The 25,594-nt window shown below is 65.4% G+C and carries 25 protein-coding genes; 10 read left to right on the forward strand and 15 right to left on the reverse strand.

The window, feature by feature from the left end:
* The first annotated feature begins 153 nt into the window (after positions 1–153).
* The 10 genes from D779_RS15605 to D779_RS15650 all read left to right on the forward strand — a co-directional run bounded on the left by D779_RS15605 (position 154) and on the right by D779_RS15650 (position 9,902).
* Positions 154–1,587, forward strand: a complete 1,434-nt coding sequence (locus D779_RS15605) for a B12-binding domain-containing radical SAM protein (protein ID WP_043755848.1) — start codon at positions 154–156, stop codon at positions 1,585–1,587.
* 154 nt (positions 1,588–1,741) lie between these two features.
* On the forward strand, positions 1,742–2,704 hold the full coding sequence (gene pip, locus D779_RS15610) for a prolyl aminopeptidase (protein WP_043755850.1): 963 nt from the start codon (positions 1,742–1,744) through the stop codon (positions 2,702–2,704).
* A complete protein-coding gene (gene dtd / locus D779_RS15615; RefSeq protein ID WP_043755851.1) occupies positions 2,701–3,138 on the forward strand; it encodes a D-aminoacyl-tRNA deacylase in 438 nt (145 codons plus the stop codon). Before pip ends, dtd begins: the two co-directional genes overlap by 4 nt.
* Positions 3,139–3,150: 12 nt before the next feature.
* The gene (gene hypA, locus D779_RS15620) at positions 3,151–3,519 is read left to right on the forward strand and encodes a hydrogenase maturation nickel metallochaperone HypA (protein WP_043755853.1); all 369 of its coding nucleotides are present in this window, start codon (positions 3,151–3,153) and stop codon (positions 3,517–3,519) included.
* Positions 3,520–3,589: 70 nt separating this feature from the next.
* Entirely contained in the window at positions 3,590–4,462 is an 873-nt protein-coding gene (gene hypB / locus D779_RS15625; protein ID WP_043755856.1) for a hydrogenase nickel incorporation protein HypB, read from the forward strand.
* 131 nt (positions 4,463–4,593) lie between these two features.
* Positions 4,594–5,088: a hypothetical protein gene (locus D779_RS15630; protein ID WP_043755858.1), complete on the forward strand. Its 495-nt coding sequence runs from the start codon at positions 4,594–4,596 to the stop codon at positions 5,086–5,088.
* 178 nt (positions 5,089–5,266) lie between these two features.
* Positions 5,267–5,743: a DUF302 domain-containing protein gene (locus tag D779_RS15635; protein WP_043755861.1), complete on the forward strand. Its 477-nt coding sequence runs from the start codon at positions 5,267–5,269 to the stop codon at positions 5,741–5,743.
* Positions 5,744–5,812: 69 nt separating this feature from the next.
* The gene (locus D779_RS15640) at positions 5,813–7,921 is read left to right on the forward strand and encodes a glycosyltransferase (RefSeq protein WP_232424212.1); all 2,109 of its coding nucleotides are present in this window, start codon (positions 5,813–5,815) and stop codon (positions 7,919–7,921) included.
* Entirely contained in the window at positions 7,918–8,832 is a 915-nt protein-coding gene (locus tag D779_RS15645; RefSeq protein WP_043755864.1) for a glycosyltransferase family 2 protein, read from the forward strand. Before D779_RS15640 ends, D779_RS15645 begins: the two co-directional genes overlap by 4 nt.
* A complete protein-coding gene (locus D779_RS15650) occupies positions 8,829–9,902 on the forward strand; it encodes an NAD-dependent epimerase/dehydratase family protein (RefSeq protein WP_043755867.1) in 1,074 nt (357 codons plus the stop codon). The genes D779_RS15645 and D779_RS15650 overlap by 4 nt, the downstream gene beginning before the upstream one ends.
* Here D779_RS15650 and D779_RS15655 read toward each other — a convergent pair.
* The 15 genes from D779_RS15655 to D779_RS15725 all read right to left on the reverse strand — a co-directional run bounded on the left by D779_RS15655 (position 9,790) and on the right by D779_RS15725 (position 25,587).
* Positions 9,790–12,123, reverse strand: coding sequence for a DUF1631 domain-containing protein (locus D779_RS15655; protein WP_043755868.1), 2,334 nt, complete (start codon positions 12,121–12,123; stop codon positions 9,790–9,792). The two genes, D779_RS15650 and D779_RS15655, sit on opposite strands and share 113 nt — an antisense overlap.
* 278 nt (positions 12,124–12,401) lie before the next feature.
* A complete protein-coding gene (gene glmS, locus D779_RS15660) occupies positions 12,402–14,234 on the reverse strand; it encodes a glutamine--fructose-6-phosphate transaminase (isomerizing) (RefSeq protein WP_043755871.1) in 1,833 nt (610 codons plus the stop codon).
* A 63-nt stretch (positions 14,235–14,297) separates the two neighbouring features.
* Positions 14,298–15,662, reverse strand: coding sequence for a bifunctional UDP-N-acetylglucosamine diphosphorylase/glucosamine-1-phosphate N-acetyltransferase GlmU (glmU, locus tag D779_RS15665; protein ID WP_043755872.1), 1,365 nt, complete (start codon positions 15,660–15,662; stop codon positions 14,298–14,300).
* Between the two features lie 71 nt (positions 15,663–15,733).
* On the reverse strand, positions 15,734–16,234 hold the full coding sequence (locus D779_RS15670; RefSeq protein WP_198295735.1) for an FKBP-type peptidyl-prolyl cis-trans isomerase: 501 nt from the start codon (positions 16,232–16,234) through the stop codon (positions 15,734–15,736).
* Between the two features lie 212 nt (positions 16,235–16,446).
* Entirely contained in the window at positions 16,447–16,872 is a 426-nt protein-coding gene (locus D779_RS15675; RefSeq protein ID WP_043755875.1) for a F0F1 ATP synthase subunit epsilon, read from the reverse strand.
* Between the two features lie 12 nt (positions 16,873–16,884).
* The gene (gene atpD / locus D779_RS15680) at positions 16,885–18,267 is read right to left on the reverse strand and encodes a F0F1 ATP synthase subunit beta (RefSeq protein ID WP_043755877.1); all 1,383 of its coding nucleotides are present in this window, start codon (positions 18,265–18,267) and stop codon (positions 16,885–16,887) included.
* Between the two features lie 89 nt (positions 18,268–18,356).
* Positions 18,357–19,223 carry a F0F1 ATP synthase subunit gamma gene (gene atpG, locus D779_RS15685; RefSeq protein ID WP_043755880.1) on the reverse strand — a complete coding sequence of 289 codons (867 nt, stop codon included), beginning with the start codon at positions 19,221–19,223 and terminating at the stop codon, positions 18,357–18,359.
* 152 nt (positions 19,224–19,375) lie between these two features.
* Entirely contained in the window at positions 19,376–20,917 is a 1,542-nt protein-coding gene (atpA, locus tag D779_RS15690) for a F0F1 ATP synthase subunit alpha (protein ID WP_043755882.1), read from the reverse strand.
* A gap of 13 nt (positions 20,918–20,930) precedes the next feature.
* Positions 20,931–21,470 carry a F0F1 ATP synthase subunit delta gene (locus D779_RS15695; protein WP_043755884.1) on the reverse strand — a complete coding sequence of 180 codons (540 nt, stop codon included), beginning with the start codon at positions 21,468–21,470 and terminating at the stop codon, positions 20,931–20,933.
* An 8-nt stretch (positions 21,471–21,478) separates the two neighbouring features.
* Positions 21,479–21,949 (reverse strand): F0F1 ATP synthase subunit B, encoded by a 471-nt coding sequence (locus D779_RS15700; protein ID WP_043755887.1) that lies wholly within the window; start codon positions 21,947–21,949, stop codon positions 21,479–21,481.
* A gap of 85 nt (positions 21,950–22,034) precedes the next feature.
* Entirely contained in the window at positions 22,035–22,286 is a 252-nt protein-coding gene (gene atpE / locus D779_RS15705; protein WP_007042874.1) for a F0F1 ATP synthase subunit C, read from the reverse strand.
* 86 nt (positions 22,287–22,372) lie between these two features.
* On the reverse strand, positions 22,373–23,239 hold the full coding sequence (atpB, locus tag D779_RS15710; protein WP_043755889.1) for a F0F1 ATP synthase subunit A: 867 nt from the start codon (positions 23,237–23,239) through the stop codon (positions 22,373–22,375).
* 10 nt (positions 23,240–23,249) lie between these two features.
* The gene (locus D779_RS15715; RefSeq protein ID WP_043755891.1) at positions 23,250–23,630 is read right to left on the reverse strand and encodes an ATP synthase subunit I; all 381 of its coding nucleotides are present in this window, start codon (positions 23,628–23,630) and stop codon (positions 23,250–23,252) included.
* 212 nt (positions 23,631–23,842) lie between these two features.
* The gene (locus D779_RS15720; protein ID WP_043755893.1) at positions 23,843–24,787 is read right to left on the reverse strand and encodes a ParB/RepB/Spo0J family partition protein; all 945 of its coding nucleotides are present in this window, start codon (positions 24,785–24,787) and stop codon (positions 23,843–23,845) included.
* 11 nt (positions 24,788–24,798) lie between these two features.
* Positions 24,799–25,587 (reverse strand): ParA family protein, encoded by a 789-nt coding sequence (locus D779_RS15725; protein WP_043755895.1) that lies wholly within the window; start codon positions 25,585–25,587, stop codon positions 24,799–24,801.
* Positions 25,588–25,594 lie beyond the last annotated feature (7 nt).

The following is a 25,594-nucleotide window of genomic DNA, read 5'->3' on the forward strand; positions in this document are numbered from 1 at the left end:
GGGTTTCCCCGCCGGAGCCGTTCCAGGAGACGCGCTGGCGCCACCGGGACGCCAGCGCGTGCGGCTCCCCTCGCATATGCCGATCCGCCCCAAGCCCTTGAGTTTCAGGGTAACATCGGACACTGCCGAGAATGTTCGAGAGATATCGCGCGGATGAAGATCCTGCTCGTGAAACCCAAGGCGCGGCTGCCGACCGTGCTGGGTCTGCAGCGCTTCCAGTTGCTCGAGCCGCTGGAATTGGGCTATCTGGCGGCCGCGGCCGGATCCGGACACGAGATACGGATTCTGGATCTGAGGCTCCACCTCGACGCCGATGCGGCGCTCACCGCGGCGCTGAGGCGCTTCAGGCCCGACCTGATCGGTTTCACCGGATACACCCACGAGGCGTCGAACGTCATTCGACTGAGCCGGCTGGTCCGCGGACGGCTGCCGGGCGCCATCGTCGTGGTCGGCGGCCATCACGCCACGGTCGAGCCGGCCGACTTCGATCTGCCCTCGATCGATCTCATCGTGCGCGGCGAGGGCTGCCGCCCCTTCGCCGCCATCGTCGATGCCCTGTCGCGGGGCGAGCCCCCGTCCGGGATCGAGGGCGTGCTGCGCACCGGCGAGCACTTCGATCCGGAGGCCGCCACCGGCTGGCCCGGCTTTCCCGATCCCGCCACCCTGCCGATCCCCCGCCGCGACCTCTGGCACCCGGAGAGCTATCGCTCGGTCTGGGCCGCCGAATCCATGCCGTCCTGGACCGCGCTCTTCCCACCGGTGGCGAGCGTGCGCACCTCGTTCGGCTGCAAGATGGTCTGCTCCTTCTGCATCGTACCCTATCTGTCGGGCGGTCGGCATCGCACCCGACCCGTCGAGCTCGTGGTTCGGGAAATCGCCCAGGCCCCGGCCGATCACATCTATTTCTGCGACGACGAGAACTTCATCGATGCCGATTTCGGCTGGGAGCTGGCCGAAGCCCTGGAGCGCGCCGGCGTGCGCAAGCGCTATTTCGCCTGGACCCGCTCGACCACGGTCAACCGCTCGCCCGAGCTGCTGAAGCGCTGGCGCGAGATCGGGCTGGACGCGGCCTTCCTGGGCTTCGAATTCCCCACCGACGCGGAGCTCAAGCAGGCCGCCAAGGGCGGCAACGTGGCCGCCAACGAGCGTGCACTGAACCGGCTGCGCGCGCTCGGCATCGCGGTCCACGCCGCCTTCATGGTCCAGCCGCACTACGGCCATGCCGAATTCGACCGGCTGAAAGGCTACGTGCGGGCATTGCCCCCCTCGCAATCCAGCTTCACGGTCTGCACGCCCTCCCCGGGCACGCCCGACTACGCGCGGCTGAGGAAGGACTTCTGGGTCGAGAACCCGCACGACTACCACGACTGCATGCACCCGCTCACACCGACCAGCATCCCGCTGAGGGAATTCAGCCGTCTGTTCGCGGACCAGGCGCGCGACGGTATCGCCCGCACCCCGCTGCGGGTGGCGCGCCAGCCGATCCTGCCCGCCGACATCTGGCGCCTGATTCGCGCCGAGCACGGCTACTATCGCGGCTTCCGGCGCCTCTATCGCGACTATCCGCGTACGCTCTGGAACGGATGATCGGCTCGCGTCGCCACCGACCCAACGCAGCCGATCGGCAACGCCCCGATACGGACGCGGGTTGGTTATAGTATCGGCTCGACTTCGCGCCAGGCGCGGATGCTGTTCAGATTCGCCGCCCCGCATCCATTGACCGACCATTGGCCCCTTCTGCATGGATACCTCAGGAAACAGCCTCTACCCGCCCGTCGAGCCCTTCGCCGTCCATCAAATCCACGTCGACAACGGACACAGTCTCCATGTCGAGGAATGCGGTCGACCGGACGGCATCCCGGCCATCTTTCTGCACGGCGGCCCGGGAGCAGGTTGCGAGCCGGCCCACCGCGGCTTCTTCGATCCATCGCGCTATCGCCTGGTGCTCTTCGACCAGCGCGGCTGCGGCCGCTCGCAACCGCACGCCTCCTTGCTGGCCAACACCACCTGGGACCTGATCGCCGACATCGAACGCATCCGCCAGGAGCTCGGGATCGAGCGCTGGCTGGTCTTCGGCGGCTCCTGGGGCTCGACCCTGGCCCTGGCCTATGCCGAGACCTATCCCGAGCACGTCGCGGCACTCGTCGTGCGCGGCATCTTTCTCTGCCGCGACGAGGAGATCCGCTGGTTCTATCAGGAAGGCGCGAGCTGGGTCTTCCCGGATTTCTGGGAGAGCTACCTGGCCCCCATTCCCGAGTCCGAGCGCGACGACATGCTGATGGCCTACTACAACCGGCTCATCGACAGGGACGAACAGGTGCGCATGGAGGCGGCCAAGGCCTGGTCGCTGTGGGAGGGCCGAACCGCGACCCTGATCGCCAACCCCAATGTGCAGGCCCATTTCTCCGATCCGCACGTGGCCCTGAGCCTGGCGCGGATCGAATGCCACTATTTCGTCAACCATGCCTTCCTGGCGCCCGACCAGCTGATCCGCGACGCGCATCATCTGTCAGGTATCCCTGGCGTCATCGTACAGGGACGCTACGACCTCATCTGTCCCATGCGCTCCGCCTGGGATCTGCACCGCGCCTGGCCGGATGCCGATTTTCAGGTCGTTCCGAACGCGGGTCACTCGGCATTCGAGCCCGGCATCCGCAGCGCACTGATCGCGGCCACCGACCGATTCGCCCGGGAGCTGGCATGATCGGTCTGCTGCAGCGGGTGAGCGAGGCAGGGGTCGAGGTCGATGGCGAGACGATCGGCCTCATCGGCCGCGGACTCCTGGTCCTGGTCGGCGTCCAGAAGAGCGATACCCAGGCCCGCGCCGATCGGCTGCTGGAACGTTTGCTGGGTTATCGTGTCTTTCCGGACATCGAGGGCCGCATGAATCTGAGCCTGCGCGACATCGGGGGCGGACTGCTGCTGGTCCCCCAGTTCACCCTGGCCGCCGACACCCGCAAGGGAACCCGCGCCAGCTTCACCTCGGCCGCCCCGCCGGACGAGGGCGAGCGGCTCTTCGATCATCTGGTCGAGCAGGCCCGCGCCAGCGGCATCCAGGTGGAAACCGGCCGCTTCGGCGCCGACATGCGGGTCGGTCTGGTCAACGACGGCCCCGTCACCTTCTGGCTCGAGACCTGAGGAGGTCCACCGATGCACGAGCTCTCGCTATGCCAGGCGCTCATCGATCAGGTCACCCGGATCGCCACGGATCACGGCGCCAGCCGGGTCGACCGTATCCTGCTCAAGGTCGGCCCCCTGTCCGGCGTCGAGCCGTCGCTGCTGCAGCATGCCTATCCGCTCGCGGCGACCGGCACCATCGCCGAATCGGCCGAGCTGGTCATCGAGCCGGCCGAGATCCGGGTCCACTGCCATACCTGCGGGGCCGATACCCAGGCCACCGCCAACCGGCTGCTGTGCGGCGCCTGCGGTAGCTTCCACACCCGTCTCACCAGCGGCGACGAGATGCTTCTGGCCAATCTGGAGCTCATCGTCCCGGACCAGGAAGACGCGGATCGCTGACCCGGGAACAGGACTAACCCTTCCCTGTAACGATGGCGTAAACTGCGATTTTGGCTGGGAGATTCCCATCATGTGCAATACCTGCGGATGCAATGTCACACCCGGCAACGAGCACCTGGTTCGTGGCGACGGCAAGCTCGCCACGACGGCGGACGGACGAACGGCCGTGACGGTTCTCGAGGGTCTGCTGTCGGAGAACGATCATCAGGCGGCGCACAATCGCGAGCTCCTGGATGTCCATCAGGTTCTGGCGCTGAACCTCATGTCCTCGCCGGGCGCGGGCAAGACCAGCCTGCTGGAGGCGACCATCGACAGGCTCGGCCGGGATTTGCGCATCGCCGTGATCGAGGGCGACCTGGAAACCGAGAACGATGCCGAGCGCATCCGCGCCAAGGGGATTCAGGCGGTCCAGATCGCGACCGGTAGCGCCTGCCACCTCGACGCCCACATGGTTCACGAGGCACTGCATCGGATCGACCTGCACGGCATCGACATCCTCTTCATCGAGAACGTCGGCAATCTGGTCTGCCCGGCGAGCTTCGACCTCGGCCAGCATCGCAACGTCGCCCTGCTTTCGGTGCCGGAAGGCGACGACAAGCCGGCCAAATATCCGGTCATGTTCCGTTCGGCCGACATGGTGCTCTGCACCAAATCCGATCTGCTTCCCGTGCTTCCGGAATTCCAGCCGAATCGCGCCGAGCACTATCTCCGCGACCTCGCCAGCGCGGCCCCTTTCGAGACGGTCTCCACACGGGGGACGGACGGCCTGGAACCCTGGATCCAATGGCTGCGCGACGAGCTGCACTCTCAGCGGGCGCGACTCGAGCAGGGCCGCACCACCCGCCCGAACATCCAGCAGGACAGCTTCCGGTCGGAAGCCAGGGGTGGCCCGACCCACCGTCACGGCCATCACCACCACCATCACTCGCATGATCACGACTGATCGCGGGCACCCTGGATGGCGTCCGAAGCGAAGCCGTCCGCCCGTCGGCCCGAGACCAGGCGTTGACGCGCTGGACCGCTGCGGCCATCGTTAGCGCCCCCGATATAAACAGACCTGGAGGATTCGCGTCAGTGACCACGACCAGCAAGAGACTCGCAACCCTTTCCCTCACCGCCCTGCTGGGCCTCGTGGCCTTCGTGCCGGTGAGCCATGCCTTCAACTTCGGCAACATGATGAACCCGAGCCGTTGGTTCAACGGCAACAACGACCGCTATGATCGTTACTACGACGACGATTACTACGGCGGCGGTCCATACGGTGGGCCTTACGGGGGACCTTACGGCGGCTACGGCTACCCGGGCGGATATGGCGGACCCTATGGCATGCCCTATGGAATGCCCGGATTCGGAGCACCACCCGCCGCCTATGGCGCACCCGGCTATGGCGCGGCACCCGCGCAGGCCCCCGCGGCCCAGAGCGCTCCCGCCCCCAGATCCAGCAACAGCGAGGTCGAGGCGCTCAAGCGCCGCATCGAGGAACTGGAGGCCAAACAGCAGCAGAGCCAGCGCCCGCAGGGCGGCGAATGGCCATCCGCTCCGGCCTTCCGCCCGATGAACCAGTACTGACCGACCGCCTCGCCGCCAATATGGGCCCCGCCTCTGCGCGGGGTCTTTCGTTATGGATTTTGCGAATCATTCCATCGTGACTTCATTCAACGCCTGCTAATATCTCAGCCCACCCGGCTCGACAGCTCGTCGGCGACTGCACACTGCATTCGACAACTCATCGAGGGAGATCCCGCCCATGCCGAGGCTCGTACCCAGCTTTCACGCCTGTCTGCTGACGTCCCTGCTGTTCGCGAGCGCGAACGCGACTGCCGGCGGCTATCAGGTCTACGAGACCGATTCGTCTTTCGACGACGTGCTCGATGGACTCGAGGCGGCGATCCGGGAGCGCGGCATGTACATCAACAACGTGATGAACATGGGCGAGATGCTCGACCGTACCGGCAAGGACCTGGGAACCGCCGAGCCCATCTATACCCATGCCAAGTCGATCGAGTTCTGCAGCGCGACACTCTCGCGCGCCATGCTGCAGGAGGACCCGACCCGTATCGTCAACTGCCCGTTCATCATCAGCGTCTACGAGCGCCATGAAGAACCCGGCACCACCTATCTGGTGCATCGCGAAATCCCGCTGGACGAGCGGACGGCCAGCCCGGCCATGGCCCGCATCGCAACCACCTACGCCGAACTGGCCGAAGCGGCGATCGCCTGGTAGCGGCCCTGGCCGAGACCGAATCGCCGTCACGCCGGCGGACTCCGAGGATATAGAGACCGAATGGCAATCATGCCGACATCTGGACAGGGGCTGTTCAGCGTCGCCCTGAGATATCTCCCGCGCGCCGTCCACGTACTCCGTACCGAGGGCGGCGGCGTGCTGCTGCGCAAGCTCCGACGGCGTCTGCGCACCACGCCGCTCGCGTTCGAGGGACCGCCGAGCCTGCTGAACCTCGCCAAACCCTTCGCTCCGGTCGCACTGAGATACCAGGAAAGACCGCGCGTCTCGATCGTCGTGCCGGTCCATGACCAGTTCGACTACAGCCACCATTGCCTCGCCGCCTTGGAGCGAACGCAGGACGAGGCCGATTTCGAGGTGATCCTGGTCGACGACGCCTCGACCGACGGAACCGCCGACCGGCTCGCCGAGTACCGAAACCTGGTGCTGATCCGCAATCCGCAAAACCTCGGCTTCGTCGGCACCTGCAATCGGGGCGCCGAAGCCGCGCGCGGCGAGATCCTGGTCTTTCTCAACAACGACACCCAGGTCCAGCCGGGCTGGCTGGAGTCGCTGGTACGGACCTTCGACGAGAGGCCCGAGGCCGGCATCGTCGGCAGCCGTCTGCTCTATCCGGACGGACGCCTGCAAGAGGCGGGAGGCATCCTCTTCGAGGACGGCTCGGCCTGGAACTACGGCCATCTGGACGACCCGAACAAGCCCGAATACAGCTATCTGAGAGCCGTCGACTATTGCTCGGGCGCCGCGCTGGCGATCCGCGCCCATCTCTTTCGCCAGCTGGGCGGATTCGACGAGACCTTCGCCCCGGCCTATTACGAGGACACCGATCTCGCCTTCCGCGTGCGCGACGCCGGGTATCAGGTTTATTACCAGCCGCTGTCTCAGGTAGTGCATTTCGAGGGCATCAGCGCCGGCCGCGACGCATCGGCCGAGGTCGGACTCAAGCGCTTCCAGCGCATCCATGCCGAGACCTTCCGCCAGCGCTGGGCGCACCGGATCGCCGCCTTCGGCCCCCGCGACCAGGACGTCGACCGGGCGCGCGAGCACCAGGTCGCGCGCCGCGCACTGGTCGTCGACAACTACATGGTCACGCCGGACCGCGAATCCGGATCGCTGCGGATGCTCAATCTGTTCCGCATCCTCCAAGGACTGGGCTACAAGATCACCTTCGCCGCCGCCAACCTGGAGGCGCCCCAGCCCTATGTCGCCGATCTTCAGCGCATCGGGATCGAGGTACTCTATTCGCCCTATGTGCGCAGCATCGCCGGCCATCTGGCACACCATGGACTGGACTACGACCTGGCCATCCTGAGCCGTGCAGATGCCGCGGCCCAGACCATGAAGGCCGTGCGCCGTCATTGCATCCGGGCCAGGATCCTGTTCGATACGGTCGACCTGCATTTCCTGCGCGAGCGGCGCCTGGCCGAGCTCCGGGGCGATCGCTCGACACGCATGGTAGCCGAGATGCGCCGACGCCAGGAGCTGGATCTGATGCGCCGGGCCGATCTGACGCTGGTGGTGAGCGAGACCGAACGCGCGCTGCTGGCCGAGGAGGCGCCGGACGTCGAGGTCCGGGTGGTCTCGAACATCCACCGTATCTTCGGTTCGGCCAAACCGCCCGAGGGGCGCCGGGACCTGCTCTTCATCGGCGCCTTCGCCCATCCGCCCAACCGCGACGCGGTGGTCCATTTCTGTCAGGAGATCCTGCCGCGCGTGCGCGAGCAGCTGCCGGAGCTGCGCCTCAAGGTCATCGGCGCCGATCCTCCGCCGGAGGTCCTGGAGTGCTCGGGCAATGGCGTCGACATCCTCGGCTATGTCCCGGAGGTCGAACCCTATTTCGCCGACTGCCGCATCTCGGTGGCGCCGTTGCGCTATGGCGCCGGAGTCAAGGGCAAGGTCAATCAGAGCCTCGCCCACGGTCTCCCCGTGGTGGCGACCAGCATCGCCGCCGAGGGCATGCATCTGAGCGACGGCGAATCCGTGCTCATCGCCGACACCCCGTCCGAATTCGCCGCCGCCATTCTGCGTCTCTACGGCGACGACGATCTCTGGCGCCGGCTCTCGGCCGGCGGACTGGAGGTGATGGAGCGTCATTTCGGCTTCGCCGCCGCCGAGCGGGCGGTGCGCTCGGCGCTAGAACTGGAGGAGACCGCGTCATGAACGGATCCGGACCGACAGCTCGCGTCTCGGTCATCGTCGTCAACTACAACGCGGGCCAATTGCTGACCGAGTGCGTCTCGGCGGTGCTCGGCTCCAGCCTTCCGGTCGAAATCGTCGTCAGCGACAACGGCTCAGTGGACGGCAGCCTGGCGCATCTCCGCCGGAGATACGGGGACGAGGGGCGCCTGACCCTGATCGAGAACGGCGAGAACCTCGGCTTCGCCAAGGCGAACAACCGCGCGCTGCCGCACGCGGGCGCCGACTATCTGCTGTTCCTCAACCCGGATTGTCTGGTCGGTCCCGATACCCTGGAGCGGATGGCCGACTTCATGGATGGACGTCCGGATGTGGGCATGGCCGGCTGTCTGGTCCTGAACCCGGACGGAACCGAGCAGGTCGCCTGTCGGCGTTCCATCCCGGATCCCTGGATCGCGCTCAAACGGATCCTGCGCCTGGATCGACTCCTGCCTGGAGACGGACGTCGCCTGAATCACCAGGACACACCCTTGCCCTCCGAGCCGGCCGAGGTCGAGGCGATCTCGGGATCCTTCATGTTCGTGCGGCGGGCCGCATTGGACCGAGTCGGACCGCTCGACGAGGGCTATTTCCTGCACTGCGAGGATCTGGACTGGTTCGTGCGCTTCCATCGGGCCGGCTGGGGAATCGCCCTGGTTCCGGACGCACGCGTCGTCCACCACAAGGGCGCCTGCAGCACCGCCGCGCCCCTTGCGGTCGAGCGGCACAAACACCGGGGCATGGAGCGCTTCTTCCGCAAGTTCCAGTATGCCCGCTATCCGCGCCCGTTCAGCCTGTTGGTCGTCCTCGGCATCCGGGCGCACCTGGCGCTCAAGGCCATGACGCTGGGACCCCGCGCCTGGCTCGCCGGACGGCATTCGAGGATCACCTCATGACGCCCGACGCGGCCTCGCCATTGGGCAAGGTTCTGGTCACGGGCGCGACCGGACGGGTCGGACGGGCATTGGTCGCCGCGCTCCTGGAGCGCCGCTGCCCGGTCGCGGTCCTGACCCGATCGCCCGAGGCCGCAAGGCGGCTCTGGCCCGACGGGGCGGTCGAGGTACGGCTCGGCGATCTCCGGGATCCGGAGTCATTGACCGGCGTCGGCGAGGACATCCAGACGCTCTTCCATCTGGCCAGCTACGCCCCGCGCCCCGACGAGCCGGATATCTACAACGCCCCGGACCATTGGCCGGTCACGGCCGAGGGTACCCGGAATCTGCTGTCGCGCCTCGACGACTCGCCGCTCGAACGTATCCTCTACGTCAGCACCATCAAGGCGATGGGCGACCGGGCCGGCGCCCGGGGCCACCCCGCCGATGAGGATACGCCGGCCGAACCCGAGAGCCTCTACGGCCGCGCCAAGCTCAACGCCGAGCAGGCGGTTCTCGCCTGGGGGCGCGCGCGGGGAATCCAGGCGGACGTGCTACGGCTGCCGATGGTCTACGGCCTGGAGCACGAGGGGAACATCGTCCGCATGATCGAGGCGGTCGCCAAGGGGCGCTTCCCGCCCTGGCCGCGGATCCACAACCGCCGCTCGGCGGTCCATATCCAGGACGCGGTGAAGGCCGCGCTGCTCATCGCCGAACGGCCGCAAGACCCCGGAGAGACCTACTGCGTGACGGACGGGCGGGCCTATTCGACCCGCTGGATCTACGAACGCATCCGCCTCGCGCTCGGACGTCCGATTCCGGCCTGGACGGTGCCCGAATGGATGCTGAAGACGGCTGCCGCCGCGGGCAGCCTGATCGAGCGGCTGCTGAAACGACGCATGCCGCTCACCCTCGAGGGTCTCTCCAAGCTCACGGGAGACGCCTGGTATTCATCCGTCAAGCTGCAGAGAAGACGGGGCTTCACTCCCAGGCATAGCCTGGAGGACGAGATCCCCCGGCTGGTCCGGAGGATGGTGGGGCCACCTTCTCCAGGACCTGCGCCACGGCGCGGTCGGTCAGAGGATTCGGGCTGAGCAGCCGGGCCGTTCCCTTGCGCAGGTGCTCGGCGAAGCTGGTGGCGGCCAGCGTCATGGCGTTCTCGCCCTGACGGTTGGTGAAGAGATAGACGCGCTTGAACTCGCTCACCCAGCTCAAACGAAGGGTGTTGCGCGTGCCCCGGAAGCTCTGGAACTCGACCCAGGCCCCGACCTCCAGCGACTGGACCAGTTCGAGCTGCGAGTCGGATCCGGGGGAGCGGGGTCTAGTCGTCGCATCCTCGGACCGTTCGGGCGTCGAGGGCGACGGGGTCGCGGGCAATCGGGCCTCCGACCAGTCCGCGGCCTTGCCCGAAGACTGCGCGCCCTGCAGAGCCGGATCGGTCTGGGCGTCCTTGTGCAGCGCCGCCATGTGCAGCCGAATGAGCTCGCTGAAGAAGGCATCCCAGTCCCCGGCCAGATCCACACGCTCCAGGGCCGTGCGCAAACGCTTGAGCATATCGGGCAGGAGCGCCAGCAGACGCTCGCGATCCTGGGCGCCCTGCTTCGGATTGACGCTCCAGATCAGCTCGTCCATCAGCCTCAGCGCCTCGATCCAGTCCTTCCCGGCCTCGCCGCCACGCACGAAGGCATCGACCAGAACCAGACGCCACTGACGGGAGAGGAAGTCGGCGACCAGAGGCGGTACGTTGCGCCGATTGATGCGCGTCTCGACCTCCGATGTCGCCCGGTTCGGCGCCACGTCCTTGCGCTCGCGGGTCGCCAGCTGATCGACCATCTCGGTCGACTTGTCCTGGGCCCGGGCCTCTTCGTCGGTCAGAAATTCCTCGAGCTTCTGCAGCTGGGTGGCGAAGATCTGGATGTCCGAGTCGAACCCCTTGACCACAGCCTCGACGATGGAGGTGATCTTGGCGACCAGACGCGGTTCGTCCTGATCGCTGCGGCCGATGCCGGAGTTGGCGATGGCGTCGAGCAGCCGCCGGGCCGGATGCCTGCGGTCGGAGAAGAAGCTCTTGTCGAGCAGCGCGACCTTCAGCACCGGGATCTGCAGCTTGGCGATCTCGGCGCGCATGGTCGAGGAGAGGTCGGGGTCGTTGAAGATGGCATCGAACAGCATCGACACGATGTCGATGGTCATGGCATCCGTGGCGTTCGCCCCATTGGCCATGGGGGTCGCGCGAATCTGCTGCAGGACGTTGAAGCCCTGAGGATCGAGCCGGGCGGAACCCATCCCGGGCATCGATCCCGGCTCGACCGGTCCCCGCTGAACGTTGCCGAGCGCCTCGACCAGCTGATTGGCGCTGAACGTCTGCTGATATGGAGCACCCGCCATCTGGGTCCCGGACATGGGCGGCATGGGCGGCATCGGCATGCCCGGCACGAAACCCTGGCCCTGACCCGCGGCCGCCATGGCCGCGGACTGAATCGCCCTCAGCAGCTGACTGAAAAGATCCTCTCCCGTGGTCTGGGCTCCCGCAGGCATGGACGAGGCCCCGTAGGCGGACATCGGGCCGGGACCAGCCGCGCCCCCCAGGGAAGAAGCCGCGTATCCGCCCCCGCCAGGACCGGAAGCCCCGCCGCCCCCGGAATCCTTGGCATGGTCCTGGGACGAATCGGTCGACATGGTCGGCAGCACGCCGGACTTGGACAGGAAGCGATTGATCCCCGCATAGATGCCCGGAAGCTCGACCGCGGTCTGACGCTCGAACGACTCCAGGATGGCGAAGGCCAGGGGCCGCTCGATATCCATGCCCGCCAGCGCCTCAAGTAGCGAGCGATAGAGATGTCCTGGGTGCAGCGGATTGTCGTCCTGACGGATCCTCTGGATCTTCAGCATGGCGGCGAATCGGCGGTCGAGCGCGACCAGCTGCTGGGAGCAATTTAAGGACGCGCGCGCCGACAGCTTGCTCAGAGCGAGATCCAGCTCGAACTCGTCCTGATCGACCAGGCTCAGCTCGTCGGGCAGGGCGGACTTACGCCGCGAACGACCGCCACAGAGGTTCGCGATCGTCGAATCGAAATGGACGCAATAGACGTTGCGAAAATTCTGCAGCAGTTGCTGCGGGCGATTCGCCAGCAGATGCATGGCGCCGAAATAGATCTGCTGCTGCTCGGAATTGACGGCCCGGTCCGCCAACGCCATGAACTCTTGGTTGGCACGACCCGCATGCTGAATGAACACGGCCGTGACACCATCCACCAAGCGCTCGCGACAGCTGTTGAGCATCACCGAGCAGTCCTCGGAGATCTCCACCGTCATAGAGCTGTCTCGTCCCCCGATGGGAACGACATTGGAGATTTGATTTTCGGCCATGACTAACCTGCGATCGGGTGACCGAGATTTGAACGGTTACGGTTCGACATCCCGGAAGACTGGCAGCGACGGGCTGAGGGCCTGCGGCTCCTCCGGGTCCGACCTGGGACGCCAGGACTCCAGCGCGGATTTTTCCTGAACCCCAGTATAAAAAAGAGCTGACCGCAGATCTGCCAACTCGATTCCAATCCATGGCCGAAACTGCCTAAGGATGTCCGAGCACATTACTCGACAGTCACCGACTTGGCGAGGTTCCGCGGCTGGTCGACGTCCGTCCCTTTGAGTACGGCCACATGATAGGCCAATAATTGCAGAGGAACCGTGAACACCAGCGGATCGATGAGATCTTGGGTCTCGGGCAGACGCACCACGACCACCCCGTCCGACTCGTCCATCGGCACCTGATGATCGGCGAAGACGAAGAGCTGTCCGCCGCGCGCGCGCACCTCCTCCAGATTGGACTTGAGCTTCTCCAGAAGTCCGTTGTTGGGCGCCACCGCGACCACCGGCATCTGCTCGTCGATCAGGGCCAGAGGACCGTGCTTGAGCTCGCCGGCCGGATAGGCCTCGGCATGGATGTAGGAGATCTCCTTGAGCTTGAGCGCCCCCTCCATCGCGATCGGATACTGTTCTCCGCGTCCCAGGAAGAGCGTGTGATGCTTGTCGACGAACGCCTCCGCCAGACGGGCGATGCGGGCGTCGAGCCTCAGCACCTCCTCGATCTTGCCCGGCAGCGAGCGCAGAACGGCCACCAGGTTCTGCTCGCGCTCGGCCTCGAGGCCGTTGCACCGGCCCAGATTCAGGGTCAGGAGCAGCAGGGCGACCAGCTGGGTGGTGAAGGCCTTGGTCGAGGCGACCCCGATCTCGGGACCCGCGTGGGTGAGGAAGACCAGATCGGACTCGCGCACCAGCGAGCTCTCGGGGACGTTGCAGATCGCCAGGGTCGCGACATAGCCGGACGCCTTGGCCAGACGCAGGGCGGCGAGCGTGTCCGCGGTCTCGCCCGACTGCGAGATGGTCACGAACAGCGCCCGCTCCGGCACCACGTGGCCCCGATAGCGGTATTCGCTCGCCACCTCGACCTGACAGGGCAGGCCGGCGATGGACTCGATCCAGTAGCGCGCGACCAGCGCGGCATGATAGCTGGTCCCGCAGGCCACGATGGTGACCGCCCGGAGCCCCGCGAACAGCTCGGCGGCCTGGCTGCCGAAGGTCTCGGGCAGCACCCGGTTGCCCGACAGCCGGCCCTCTAGGGTATCGGCGATGGCGCGCGGCTGCTCGAAGATCTCCTTGAGCATGTAGTGCCGGAACTCGCCGCGCTCGGTGGCGTCCACCGCCAGGCTCGAGGTCTTGACCGGACGCTCCACCTCGTTGCCATCGCGGTCCCAGATGCGCACCCGGTCCAGGGTCAGCTCGGCGATATCGCCCTCTTCGAGGAAGATGAAGCGGTTGGTGACCGGCAGCAGAGCGAAAACGTCCGAGGCGATGAAATGCTCGCCGAATCCGACGCCGATCACCAATGGACTGCCTTGGCGTGCGGCGACCAGATGCCCCGGATCCTGGGCGTCCATCACGCCCAGGGCATAGGCGCCGCGTAGCCGGGCGGTGGTCCGCCGCACCGCGTCGATCAGGCTCTGGCCCCCGGCCAGCTCGTCGTGGATGGCATGCACCACCACCTCGGTATCCGTCTCCGAGGTGAAGACGTGGCCGGCGGCGATCTGCTCGCGGCGCAGCGCCTCGTGGTTCTCGACGATGCCGTTGTGGACGATGGCACAGCGATCGTGACTGACGTGGGGGTGGGCATTGCGGGTCGCGGGCTCGCCATGGGTCGCCCAGCGGGTATGGGCGATCCCCAGGGTCCCCGAAAGCGGATCGGTGGCCACCTCCTCGGCCAGCCGGGCGACCTTGCCGAGGGTACGGATGCGTCTCAGCCCGCCAGATGCCTCTAGGATCGCGATTCCGGCGGAGTCGTAGCCGCGATATTCGAGCCGCCTCAACCCCTCCAGGAGGATAGCCGTCACCGGACGTTGAGCGATGGCACCGACGATTCCACACATGGGACCTTCTCCAGGATCATTCGCAAGTGAAGCAGAAACGGATAACCGGGCCCCCAGCCCTGGTCAGCCCGTCTTGGTGGGGCGCCTCCAACCCGGGATCGTGACCTGACGGGCTCGTGCGACCGTCAGCTGATCGGGCGGGGCGTCCTTGTTGACGACCGAGCCCGCTCCGATGGTGGCACCGGCGCCGACGGTGACGGGCGCGACCAGCGCGGCATTGGAACCGATGAAGGCACCGTCGCCGATCCGGGTCTTGAATTTGTTGGCCCCGTCGTAATTGCAGGTGATGGTGCCGGCGCCCACGTTCACCCCGGCGCCCACCTCGGCATCGCCGAGATAGGTCAGGTGATTCACCTTGCTGCCGAGCCCCACGCGGGTCTTCTTGATCTCGACGAAGTTGCCGACATGGGTGCGATCGGCGAGCCTGGCCTCGGGCCGGAGCCTGGCGAAGGGGCCGATACGGGCATCGGCGCCCACCTCGGCCTCCTCGATCACGCAGTTGGCCTGGATCTCGGTGCCCGGACCGACGACGCAATCCCTGAGCAGACAGTTGGGGCCGATACGCACGCCCGACGCGAGCCGGACCTCGCCCTCGATCACCACGTTGACATCGATGCTGACGTCCGGCTCGGCCTCCAGCCGACCGCGCAGATCGAAGCGGGCCGGATCGGCCAGGGTCACGCCGGCGCGCATCAGGTCCTCGGCCGCGCGCCGCTGATGGATACGCTCGAGCTCGGCGAGCTGAACGCGATCGTTCACCCCCGACACCTCGGAGAGGGTCCCGGGCTGGGCGGTGGCGATGGCCACGCCCTCGCCTGCCGCCATCTCGATGATATCGGTCAGATAGTACTCGCCCTGGGCATTGTCGTTGCCCAGCCGGCCCAGCCAGGTCTGAAGCCGCGCGCGATCGGCGATCAGGAAACCGGTGTTGATCTCGCGCACGCGGCGCTCTTCGGGCGTCGCATCCTTCTGCTCGACGATCCGGGTGACGCGCCCCTCGGCGTCGCGCAGGATGCGGCCATAGCCGGTCGGATCGGACATCTCGACGGTGAGCACGCCCAGCTCGGTATCGGCGGACACCTCGACCAGTCGCATCAGGGTCTCGGAGGAGATGAGTGGAACGTCGCCGTAGAGCACCATGACCCGATCCACCTCGGACATCATAGGCATCCCCTGGATCAGGGCATGCCCGGTGCCGCGCTGCTCGGACTGCTCGGCCCAGAGACAGCCCTCGTCCCGGAAGGCGGCCTGGACGCGATCGCCGCCATGACCATGCACCACCACCACCCGTTCGGCATCGCAGCCGCGCGCCGCGTCCAGCACATGGCCGAGCAGCGGCCGGCCGGCCAATGGATGGAGAACCTTGGGCAGACTGGAGCGCATCCGCTTTCCGAGACCCGCCGCGAGAATCACGACACCGAGTTTCATACCGTCCTGTCCTGGGTGAGTCGGCGATCCCTATCGGCCTCGTCGGCCAAGGAGCGAGAGACCGCCGCTGATCAATGGATGCTTGGGGTGGGGCAGGTGGCCGCCTCCAGCTCGGCATCGCGCTCGGCCGGGGTGGGATCCCGAACCTCGCGGATACGAACCAGCACCTTCAGCGATTTTCCGGCGAGCGGATGATTGCCGTCGACCGTGAGCTTGCCGTCGGCGATGTGCGAGACGAAGAAGGTCCTCACCTCGCCGCGATCGTTCTGCATCTGGACCTCGGCACCGACGTGGCGAAGCTCGTAGGGCACATTGTCGAGATCGTCGGTGAAGACCAGATCCGGATCGTAGGCCCCGAATCCGGATTCCGGATCCAACAGGATCTCGACCTCCTCCCCGGCGCAGCGACCATGGATCGCCTTGTCCATTCGACCGACCAGATCCACTTGGCCACCCTGGAGATAGGTCACGGGCAGATCGTTCTGCTCCAGGACCTCGCCACTTGCATCGAGAATGCTGTAGGTCAGGGAAACCATCTTGCCATCGCGAACGACCTGATCGCACATAGACATCGGGCACCTCCTGAGGATCGCAGCGCGATCGCTGGTTGGATGCTTGAAAATGCCGGGTCATCCAAGGCTCGGACGGGAAAGGCTCTCGATCGGCGTTTCCCCTCGGTATGGAGCAACCCAAGAAGAGAGTTTGCCACAAACACGAACGCCCCCGTCGTCTTCAACGGGGGCGTTCGTCGATACCGGCAGACGCTCGGGCGTCCCGCGCGGGATCAGCTCCGCTTCAGCTTGCGCAGCTTCTCGATGGCACGCAGCTGAGCCACCGCCTCGGCCAGCTCGGCCTGGGCCCTGGCGTACTCGAACTCGGCCGTCTGACCGGCGAGGGCCTCCTCGGCGCGCCGCTTGGCCTCGAGCGCCGCGGCCTCGTCCAGATCGTGGGCGCGGATCGCGGTGTCGGCCAGCACGGTCACGACATTGGGCTGAACCTCGAGCATGCCGCCGGAGATATAGAAATGGTCCTGGTTGCCATTCTCGTGCTCGACCCGCACATCACCCGGCTTGAGCCGGCTGATGAAGGCGGTGTGACGCGGTGCGATACCCACCTCGCCCATCTCCGCCGTGGCATAGACCATGGTGGCGGAGCCGGAGTGGATGGCGCCCTCGGCGCTGACGATATCGACGCGGATTGTCATTGCCATGGGAAATCCCCCTTAGCTGGCCATCTTTTCTGCTTTGGCCACCGCTTCTTCGATACCGCCGACCATGTAGAACGCCTGCTCGGGCAGGTGATCGTACTCGCCGTTGACGATCGCCTTGAAGTCCTTGATGGTGTCCTTGACGGACACGAACTTGCCGGGCGCGCCGGTGAAGACCTCGGCCACGAAGAAGGGCTGGGACAGGAAGCGCTGGATCTTGCGCGCGCGGGACACGGTGAGCTTGTCCTCTTCGGAGAGCTCGTCCATGCCCAGGATCGCGATGATGTCCTTGAGCTCCTTGTAGCGCTGCAGGGTACCCTGCACGGCGCGCGCGGTGTCGTAGTGATCGGAACCGACGACGTTGGGATCGAGGATACGGCTGGTGGAGTCCAGCGGATCCACGGCCGGGTAGATGCCCAGCTCGGCGATCTGACGCGAGAGCACCAGGGTCGCGTCCAAGTGCGCGAAGGTGGTGGCCGGCGAGGGGTCGGTCAAGTCGTCCGCGGGCACGTACACCGCCTGGAAGGAGGTGATGGAGCCGGTGCGGGTCGAGGTGATGCGCTCCTGCAGGGCGCCCATCTCGGAGGCCAGGGTCGGCTGGTAGCCCACCGCGGACGGCATACGGCCGAGCAGTGCGGACACCTCGGTTCCAGCCAGGGTGTAACGGTAGATGTTGTCGATGAACATCAGGACGTCACGACCTTCCTCGCGGAAATACTCGGCCATGGTCAGACCGGTCAGGGCGACGCGCAGACGGTTGCCGGGCGGCTCGTTCATCTGGCCGTAGACCAGAGCCACCTTGTCGAGAACGTTCGACTCCTTCATCTCGTGATAGAAGTCGTTACCCTCACGGGTACGCTCGCCGACGCCCGCGAACACCGAATAGCCCGAGTGCTCGACGGCGATGTTGCGGATGAGCTCCATCAGGGTCACGGTCTTGCCGACGCCGGCGCCGCCGAACAGACCGACCTTGCCGCCCTTGACGATCGGCATGATGAGGTCGACGACCTTGATGCCGGTCTCGAGGATCTCGGTGGATGCAGCCTGATCCTCCAGCTTGGGGGCCGGACGGTGGATGGACCAGCGCTCTTCGCTGTCGACCTCGCCCATCTCGTCGATGGCGTTGCCCAGGACGTCCATGATGCGGCCCAGGGTCTTCTGACCCACCGGGACCTGGATGGGAGCGCCCGTCGCGGTGACATCAACGCCGCGCTGCAGACCGTCGGTCGAGCCCATGGCAATACACCGCACCACGCCGTCGCCGAGCTGCTGCTGCACCTCGAGCGTCAGCCCGGTCGACTCGATCTTCAGGGCGTCATAGACCTTGGGCATCTCGCCGCGGGGGAACTGAACGTCCACCACGGCGCCGATGATTTCCACCACGTTACCGGAACTCATAGTCTTTTCCTCTTGTGCCTTGCGGCATCTAGCGATTCTGTCTGGATCTGGTCAAGTATCTGGGGAGCACCCGCAACGGCCGGCGGCGATCAGACCGCGGCGGCACCGCCGACGATCTCGGAGATCTCCTGGGTGATCGCGGCCTGGCGCGCCTTGTTGTAGACGAGCTGCAACTCACCGATGAGGTTGCCGGCATTGTCCGAGGCGGCCTTCATGGCGACCATTCGGGCGGATTGCTCACAGGCGCCGTTCTCGACCACCGCCTGATAGACGAGCGACTCGATATAGCGCGTCAGCAGGGCATCCAGGACCGACTTGGCGTCGGGCTCGTAGATGTAGTCCCAGTGGTAGGGCATGCCGTCGTTCTGCTCGCCGGCGACGAGCGGGACCAGCCGCCGGATGGTCGGCTGCTGGGTCATGGTGTTGACGAATTCGTTGCTGACCACGTAGATGGCGTCGACCTCGCCCGCCTCGAAGGCGTCGAGCATGACCTTGACCGTTCCGATCAGATCCTCGACATGAGGCTTGTCGCCGAGATGGGTCGCCTGGGCCTTGATCTCGCCGCCGAAGCGCTTGAAGAAGCCGAGCGCCTTGGAACCGATGGTGCAGAATACGGGCTCGACGCCCGCCTCGCGCTGCTCCTTGATCTCGGCGATGAGGCGACGGAACAGATTGCTGTTCAGACCGCCGCAGAGCCCACGGTCGGAGGAGACGACGATGTAGCCGACGCGCTTGCGCGGACGCTCCTCCGCCATGAAGGAGTGCCGATACTCGGGCGTGGCCTGGGCCAGATGACTGATGACCTGGAGCATCTTCTCCGCGTAGGGGCGAGAAGCGGACATGCGATCCTGGGCCTTGCGCATCTTGGAGGCCGCAACCATCTGCATGGCCTTGGTGATCTTCTGCGTGCTCTTGATGCTCGCGATCTTGGTGCGGATTTCTTTGGCGCCTGCCATTTTATAGCTCCCAGCCTCCAGCGGCCAGCCACCAGTGGAGTGACTGGAAGCTGCGGAGGTTCAATGCATGACTTGTCAAGACGCACCGCTCACCGGCCACCAGGCTCCCGAGCGCTAGGCTGGAAGCTGGCGGCTGGCGGCTGGCGGCTGCTTTACCAGGTGTTGCTCGACTTGAACGCCTTGATCGCCGCATGCATGGCCTGAGCGATCTCGTCGTCGAAGGCGCCGGTGGAGTCGATCTTGGCGAGCAGCTCGGCCTGAGCCGACTTCATGTAGCTCTGCAGCGCATGCTCGAAGTCCACGACCTTCTTGACGTCCACGTCATCCAGATAGCCTTCGTTCGCGGCGAACAGCGAGATGGCCATCTGGCCGACGCTCATCGGCGAGTACTGCAGCTGTTTCATGAGCTCGGTCACGCGCTCGCCGCGCTGCAGCTGCTTGCGGGTCGCCTCGTCGAGGTCGGAGGCGAACTGCGAGAAGGCCGCCAGCTCGCGGAACTGGGCCAGGGCCAGACGGATACCGCCGCCGAGCTTCTTGATGATCTTGGTCTGGGCCGCGCCGCCGACACGGGACACCGAGAGACCGGCGTTGATGGCCGGACGGATACCCGCGTTGAAGAGGTCGGTTTCCAGGAAGATCTGACCGTCGGTGATGGAGATGACGTTCGTGGGAACGAACGCGGACACGTCGCCGGCCTGGGTCTCGATGATGGGTAGCGCGGTCAGCGAGCCGGTCTTGCCCTTGACCTTGCCGTCGGTCATCTTCTCGACGTAGTCGGCGTTGACGCGCGCGGCGCGCTCGAGCAGACGCGAGTGCAGGTAGAAGACGTCACCCGGATAGGCCTCGCGACCCGGCGGACGACGCAGCAGCAGGGAAACCTGACGATAGGCCCAGGCCTGCTTGGTGAGGTCGTCGTAGACGATCAGCGCGTCTTCGCCCTTGTCGCGGAAGTACTCGCCCATGGCGCAGCCGGCATAGGGGGCCAGGAACTGCATGGCCGCAGACTCGGCCGCCGGAGCGGAGACGACGATGGTGTGATCCATGGCGCCGTGCTCTTCGAGCTTGCGCACGATGGAGGCAACCGAGGAGTTCTTCTGGCCGACGGCGACGTAGATACACTTAACGCCGGTGCCCTTCTGGTTGATGATGGCGTCGATGGCGACGGCGGTCTTACCGGTCTGACGGTCGCCGATGATCAGCTCGCGCTGGCCGCGACCGACCGGCACCATGGCATCGATGGCCTTGAGGCCGGTCTGCACCGGCTGGTCGACCGACTGACGGGCGATGACGCCGGGGGCGACCTTCTCGATCGGAGAGGTCGCGGCGGCCTCGATCGGACCCTTGCCGTCCATGGGGTTGCCCAGGGCGTCGACGACGCGGCCGAGCAGACCCTCACCGACCGGAACTTCCAGAACTCGACCGGTGCAACGAACCCAATCGCCCTCGGTGAGGTGGGTGTAGTCGCCCAGGACGACCGCACCGACCGAGTCGCGTTCCAGGTTCAGCGCCAGGCCGAAGGTATTGCCCGGGAACTCGAGCATCTCGTAGTACTGCGCGTCGGACAGCCCGTGGATGCGGACGATGCCGTCGGTCAGACTGACGATGCTACCCTCGGTGCGGGCCTCGGTCTGAAGGTCGAATGTCTCGATCTTCTGTTTGATGAGATCGCTGATCTCGGATGGATTCAGTTGCATGGCGGTGTCCAGTTCAGAATTGCAAAGCGTTGGCGAGTTGCTTGATCTTGCCGCGGACGGAATCGTCGATCACCAGATCCCCGGCGCGAATCTCGATTCCGCCGAGCAGGGCGCTGTCCGTCTCGACCGTCAGCTCGACCTGATCGCCGAAGCGCTGCGCCAGTGCGGCAGCGAGCGCTTCCTGTTGATCGCTCCCGATCTCGAACGCGCTGCGGATCGAGACCTGCCGCACGCCCTGATCGGCGACGCGGCGTTCCTCGAACAGTCGCGCGATCTCGGAAACGGCCGCCAGACGCGCGTTCTGGGCAAGCAACCGCAGGAGATTGCCGACCTCGGCGGGCAGCCCATCACCACAGACATCGAGGATGAGCTCGCGGATACGCTCCCGCGGCACGGTCGGGTTACTGATTTGAGCGGCCAACTGCGGATCCGCCGTCACCGCTGTCAGCAGCGCCAGCGCCTCGGACCAGGCATCGATCTGCCCGGTTTCCTTAGCGCGCTCGAAGACCGCCTCGGCATAGGGCCGCGCGATGGTGGTGATATCTCCGGCCATGGTATTCCCTAGAGCTGCTTGGCGAAGTCGTCGACGATCGCGCGATGCGTATCGACGTCGATCTCTTTTTGGAGGATCTTCTCGGCGGCAGCCATGGCCAGCGCCGCGACCCGCTCGCGCAGCTCCTCGCGTGCACGGTTGGTCTCGCGCTCGATCTCGGCCTGGGCCGCGGCGACCAGACGCTCACCCTCGGTGCGCGCATCGGTCTTGGCCTCTTCGACGATGTCGGTCGCCCGCTTCTGGGCCTGGCCGACGATATCGGCGGCCTGGACCTTGGCCTCTTTCATGAGCTCGAGCGCGCGCTGCTCACCGAGAGCCTGCTCCTGATGGCCACGTTCGGCGGCGGCGAGACCTTCGGCGATCTTGGCCTTGCGCTCTGCCATCGCCTTGACGATGGGCGGCCAGACATACTTCATACAGAACCCGACGAACACCGCGAAGGTGATCATCTGGGCGAACAGAGTCAGATTGATATTCATAGCGTTGCCTCGTGCCTTAACCTCGAACCTCGTCAGGATGACAGGCGAGTGATCCCGACCCCGGTGGGAGCCGGAGGATCCGCTATCAGGCAGCGAACATCAGATACAGACCCATGGCGATCGCGATGACCGGCAGCGCGTCGACCAGACCCATGACGATGAAGAACTGGGTGCGGAGCATCGGGATCAGCTCGGGCTGACGCGCGGCGCCTTCGAGGAAACGGCCGCCCAGGATACCGATACCAACGCCGGCACCGACGGCACCGAGACCCAGCATCAGACCAGCGCCGATGAATTTGATGGCCATAGCAAATGCTTGTGCGACTTCGAGTTCCATGAGTTCCCCCAGGGGTAAAGTTTTCGACGGATTAGGTCGGTTGAAAGAAAAACGGTTGAATGAACGACGTACGACGGCCTAGGCGATCAATGATGCTGATGGGCCATGTCGAGATAGACGATGGTCAGCACCATGAAGATGAACGCCTGGAGCGTAATGATCAGGATGTGGAAGACGGCCCAAACGAATTGCAGCAGTCCAGCCGTACCTGCAAGCACGATCCCACCGCCGTAGAGCAGGGCGATCAGGATGAAGATCATCTCGCCGGCATACATGTTGCCGAAGAGTCGCAGGGCCAGCGAGACCGGCTTGGACAGTAGACTGATGCCTTCCAGAATGAGGTTGGCCGGCATGCCCCACTTACCGAATGGCTGCAGCGTCAACTCACCCAGGAAACCACCGACACCCTTCATCTTGATGCTGTAGTAGAGCACCAGGAAGAAGACCGTCAACGCCATACCGAAGGTCGCATTGGGATCGGTCGTCGGCACCACCTTGAGATAGACGTGGTGCGGATCGGCACCCAAGGTCGCCATGAACTGGCCGAACATATAGGGAATGAGGTCGACTGGGAGCAGGTCCATCAGATTCATGAGGAAGACCCAGGCGAAGATGGTCAGCGCCAGGGGCGCGACCATGGCGTTCTTGCCGCTGAAGGAGCCGCGAACGTTGTCCTCGACGAAGTCGACGATCCATTCGACGAAGTTCTGCGCGGCACCCGGCACGCCGGCCGAGACCTTTTCGGCGACGCCCTTGAAGAACCAGAGGAAGAGACCGCCTAGCAGGATGGAGAAGAAGAGGGTATCGACGTTGATCGCCCAGAAACCCATAGCGGCGGCGCCGGCACTGTCGTGCGCGAAGCCCAAACCATGCTCCGGATGATAGCCAAACGTCAGATTGGTGAGATGGTGCTGGATGTATTCTTGGGAAGTCATCAGTTCAGAAGAACTCATCGATCATCTCTCACTTCGTGGTTCGATTGCCGAGTTGGGCGGCTATCAGGGTTGGTATGACCTGGACCATGAAATAGGCACCAAGCAGCGCTGGTACGTTCAGCCCGTCGAGCACCGCGTAAGCGACCCCGAAAGCGCCGAGCACGAATACGATCTTCACGGTTTCGGCGCTGTAAAAACGCAAAACCAGCCTCTCGGGCTGCTGGGCGCGATAACCGCGAAAGACCCAAGCCGCGAGCAAGGCATTAGCCAACAGGCAAATTCCGGCTCCAATCAGGGCCGAAAGCGCAACTGATCCACCAAACGGCAAAGCAAACACTACGATAGCCAGGCCGAAGATCGCTTGTACTCGGAGGATCTTTCCGGCCCGGAACGCGTCTGGCTGTTGCATCAGATCGTCGTGGGTGGGGCGAGCAAGCTGTTCACCGGGCGCGAAGTATAAGGGCTTACGGATATAGGGTCAACGCAACTCATACAATTTGATACGGTCATCGATCGATTTTCTATTGGGGATTTCCGAGGAATTACGGGCAGATGACGAGGCCGCATCCATCCCTAGCCGGAACCCGAGTTCGGCCGAGTAAGTACACGCCGATCGGCAGATCACTTGATATGGGCGAGAATGCCATCCAGCTCGTCCAGATTGTTATAGGCGATGACGAGCTTGCCCGAGCCGCGGCTGCCATGCTGGATCTGGACGCTGGCACCCAGACGGTCGGTGAGGTCCGACTGCAGACGCCGGATGTCCGGATCGAGCTCCGGCTGACTCCGGGCCGTCTCCTCGGCCTCCCCGGCCTGCTGCAGACGGCGGACCAGCTTCTCCGTCTCGCGCACCGAGAGCCCCGCCGCCACCACGGAGCGCGCGGCCTGACTCTGGGCCGCCCCCTTGAGGCCCAGGAGCGCCCGCGCGTGCCCCATCTCCAGACGCGACTGCTCGACATAGTCCTTGACGTCCGGGTTCAGCTCTTGGAGCCGCAGCAGGTTGGTCACCATGGTGCGCGACTTGCCGACCGCCTCGGCGACCTGCTGGTGCGTGAGCCCGAATTCGGAGATGAGACGCTCGAGCGCGCCGGACTCCTCGAGCGGATTCAGGTCCGCGCGCTGGATGTTCTCGATCAGACCGATCGCCAGCGCGGTCGGCTCGTCGACCTCGCGGATGACGACCGGGATCTCGGCCAGCCCGGCCTGCTGACAGGCACGCCAGCGGCGCTCGCCGGCGATGATCTCGTAGCGCTGCGGACCGGCCGGCGAGCCGGGAACGGGACGGACCACGATTGGCTGGATGACGCCCTGGGCGACGATGGAATCGGCCAGTTCGCGCAAGGCGTCCGGGTCGAAATCGCGGCGCGGCTGATAGCGGCCGCGCTGAATGAACTCCAGCGGCAGATGGGTCACGCGATCCGAACCGGCCTCGGCCGGGGCATCCGCGCCAGAGGCATCCTCCGCGCCGGGCACGGCCACCGCCGGAGCGCGGGCGGCGCCCAGCAGCGCGTCGAGACCGCGCCCCAGACCCTTCTTCTTCGGTGATGTCTTCTGCTCGATATCCATTCGTTGCGGCGTCAGGCGGCCTGTTGTCGTTTGTCCAGACGGCGCAGCACCTCGCCGGCCAGGGCCAGATAGGCGATCGCCCCCTTGGATTGAGGGTCGTAGAGCAGGGCCGACTGACCGTGACTGGGCGCCTCGGCGAGACGCACGTTGCGCGGAATGATGGTGCGGTACACCTGATCCTTGAAGTGGGTGATGAGCTGGGTCGAGACCTGATTGGCCAGGTTGTTGCGCGGGTCGTGCATGGTCCGCAGGATGCCCTCGATGCAGAGCGCGGGATTGCGGCTCTCGCGGATCTGCTCGATGGTGTCCAGCAGCGACGAGAGACCTTCGAGGGCGTAGTACTCGCACTGTAGCGGGATCAGCACCCCGCGCGCGGCGACCAGCGCATTGACCGTCAGCATGTTGAGCGAGGGCGGACAATCGATGACGACCAGCTCGTAGGCCTCGGCCGCGCTCGCCAACACCTTGGACAGACGGCGCTCGCGGTCGGGCGAATCGATCAGACCGATCTCGGCGGCCGTGAGGTCGGCGTTCGACGGCAGCAGGTCGAAGCCGGGCGAGGGCTCGGTGACGCGCTGGATGCAGTCCGCGATGGGAATCTCGGTCAGGAGCAGGTCGCAGGAGGTGTAGTCCAGGGTGTGCTTGTCGATCCCGCACCCCATGGTGGCGTTGCCCTGCGGATCCAGGTCCACGAGCAGGACGCGGCGCTTCATGGCAGCCAGGGAGGCGGCCAGATTGACCGCCGTGGTCGTCTTGCCGACCCCGCCTTTCTGATTGGCGATCGCAATGATGTTGGCCATGGTCGGC

The organism is Imhoffiella purpurea (assembly GCF_000585215.1).
Lineage (GTDB): Bacteria > Pseudomonadota > Gammaproteobacteria > Chromatiales > Chromatiaceae > Imhoffiella > Imhoffiella purpurea.

Excerpts from the sequence above, each read along its gene's own strand:
- D779_RS15605 (WP_043755848.1), top strand. The coding sequence starts at position 154 with ATGAAGATCCTGCTCGTGAAACCCAAGGCGCGGCTGCCGACCGTGCTG.
- pip (WP_043755850.1), top strand. The coding sequence starts at position 1,742 with ATGGATACCTCAGGAAACAGCCTCTACCCGCCCGTCGAGCCCTTCGCC.
- dtd (WP_043755851.1), top strand. The coding sequence starts at position 2,701 with ATGATCGGTCTGCTGCAGCGGGTGAGCGAGGCAGGGGTCGAGGTCGAT.
- hypA (WP_043755853.1), top strand. The coding sequence starts at position 3,151 with ATGCACGAGCTCTCGCTATGCCAGGCGCTCATCGATCAGGTCACCCGG.
- hypB (WP_043755856.1), top strand. The coding sequence starts at position 3,590 with ATGTGCAATACCTGCGGATGCAATGTCACACCCGGCAACGAGCACCTG.
- D779_RS15635 (WP_043755861.1), top strand. The coding sequence starts at position 5,267 with ATGCCGAGGCTCGTACCCAGCTTTCACGCCTGTCTGCTGACGTCCCTG.
- D779_RS15640 (WP_232424212.1), top strand. The coding sequence starts at position 5,813 with ATGCCGACATCTGGACAGGGGCTGTTCAGCGTCGCCCTGAGATATCTC.
- D779_RS15645 (WP_043755864.1), top strand. The coding sequence starts at position 7,918 with ATGAACGGATCCGGACCGACAGCTCGCGTCTCGGTCATCGTCGTCAAC.
- D779_RS15650 (WP_043755867.1), top strand. The coding sequence starts at position 8,829 with ATGACGCCCGACGCGGCCTCGCCATTGGGCAAGGTTCTGGTCACGGGC.
- D779_RS15655 (WP_043755868.1), bottom strand. The coding sequence starts at position 12,123 with ATGACGGTGGAGATCTCCGAGGACTGCTCGGTGATGCTCAACAGCTGT.
- glmS (WP_043755871.1), bottom strand. The coding sequence starts at position 14,234 with ATGTGTGGAATCGTCGGTGCCATCGCTCAACGTCCGGTGACGGCTATC.
- glmU (WP_043755872.1), bottom strand. The coding sequence starts at position 15,662 with ATGAAACTCGGTGTCGTGATTCTCGCGGCGGGTCTCGGAAAGCGGATG.
- D779_RS15670 (WP_198295735.1), bottom strand. The coding sequence starts at position 16,234 with ATGTCTATGTGCGATCAGGTCGTTCGCGATGGCAAGATGGTTTCCCTG.
- D779_RS15675 (WP_043755875.1), bottom strand. The coding sequence starts at position 16,872 with ATGGCAATGACAATCCGCGTCGATATCGTCAGCGCCGAGGGCGCCATC.
- atpD (WP_043755877.1), bottom strand. The coding sequence starts at position 18,267 with ATGAGTTCCGGTAACGTGGTGGAAATCATCGGCGCCGTGGTGGACGTT.
- atpG (WP_043755880.1), bottom strand. The coding sequence starts at position 19,223 with ATGGCAGGCGCCAAAGAAATCCGCACCAAGATCGCGAGCATCAAGAGC.
- atpA (WP_043755882.1), bottom strand. The coding sequence starts at position 20,917 with ATGCAACTGAATCCATCCGAGATCAGCGATCTCATCAAACAGAAGATC.
- D779_RS15695 (WP_043755884.1), bottom strand. The coding sequence starts at position 21,470 with ATGGCCGGAGATATCACCACCATCGCGCGGCCCTATGCCGAGGCGGTC.
- D779_RS15700 (WP_043755887.1), bottom strand. The coding sequence starts at position 21,949 with ATGAATATCAATCTGACTCTGTTCGCCCAGATGATCACCTTCGCGGTG.
- atpE (WP_007042874.1), bottom strand. The coding sequence starts at position 22,286 with ATGGAACTCGAAGTCGCACAAGCATTTGCTATGGCCATCAAATTCATC.
- atpB (WP_043755889.1), bottom strand. The coding sequence starts at position 23,239 with ATGAGTTCTTCTGAACTGATGACTTCCCAAGAATACATCCAGCACCAT.
- D779_RS15715 (WP_043755891.1), bottom strand. The coding sequence starts at position 23,630 with ATGCAACAGCCAGACGCGTTCCGGGCCGGAAAGATCCTCCGAGTACAA.
- D779_RS15720 (WP_043755893.1), bottom strand. The coding sequence starts at position 24,787 with ATGGATATCGAGCAGAAGACATCACCGAAGAAGAAGGGTCTGGGGCGC.
- D779_RS15725 (WP_043755895.1), bottom strand. The coding sequence starts at position 25,587 with ATGGCCAACATCATTGCGATCGCCAATCAGAAAGGCGGGGTCGGCAAG.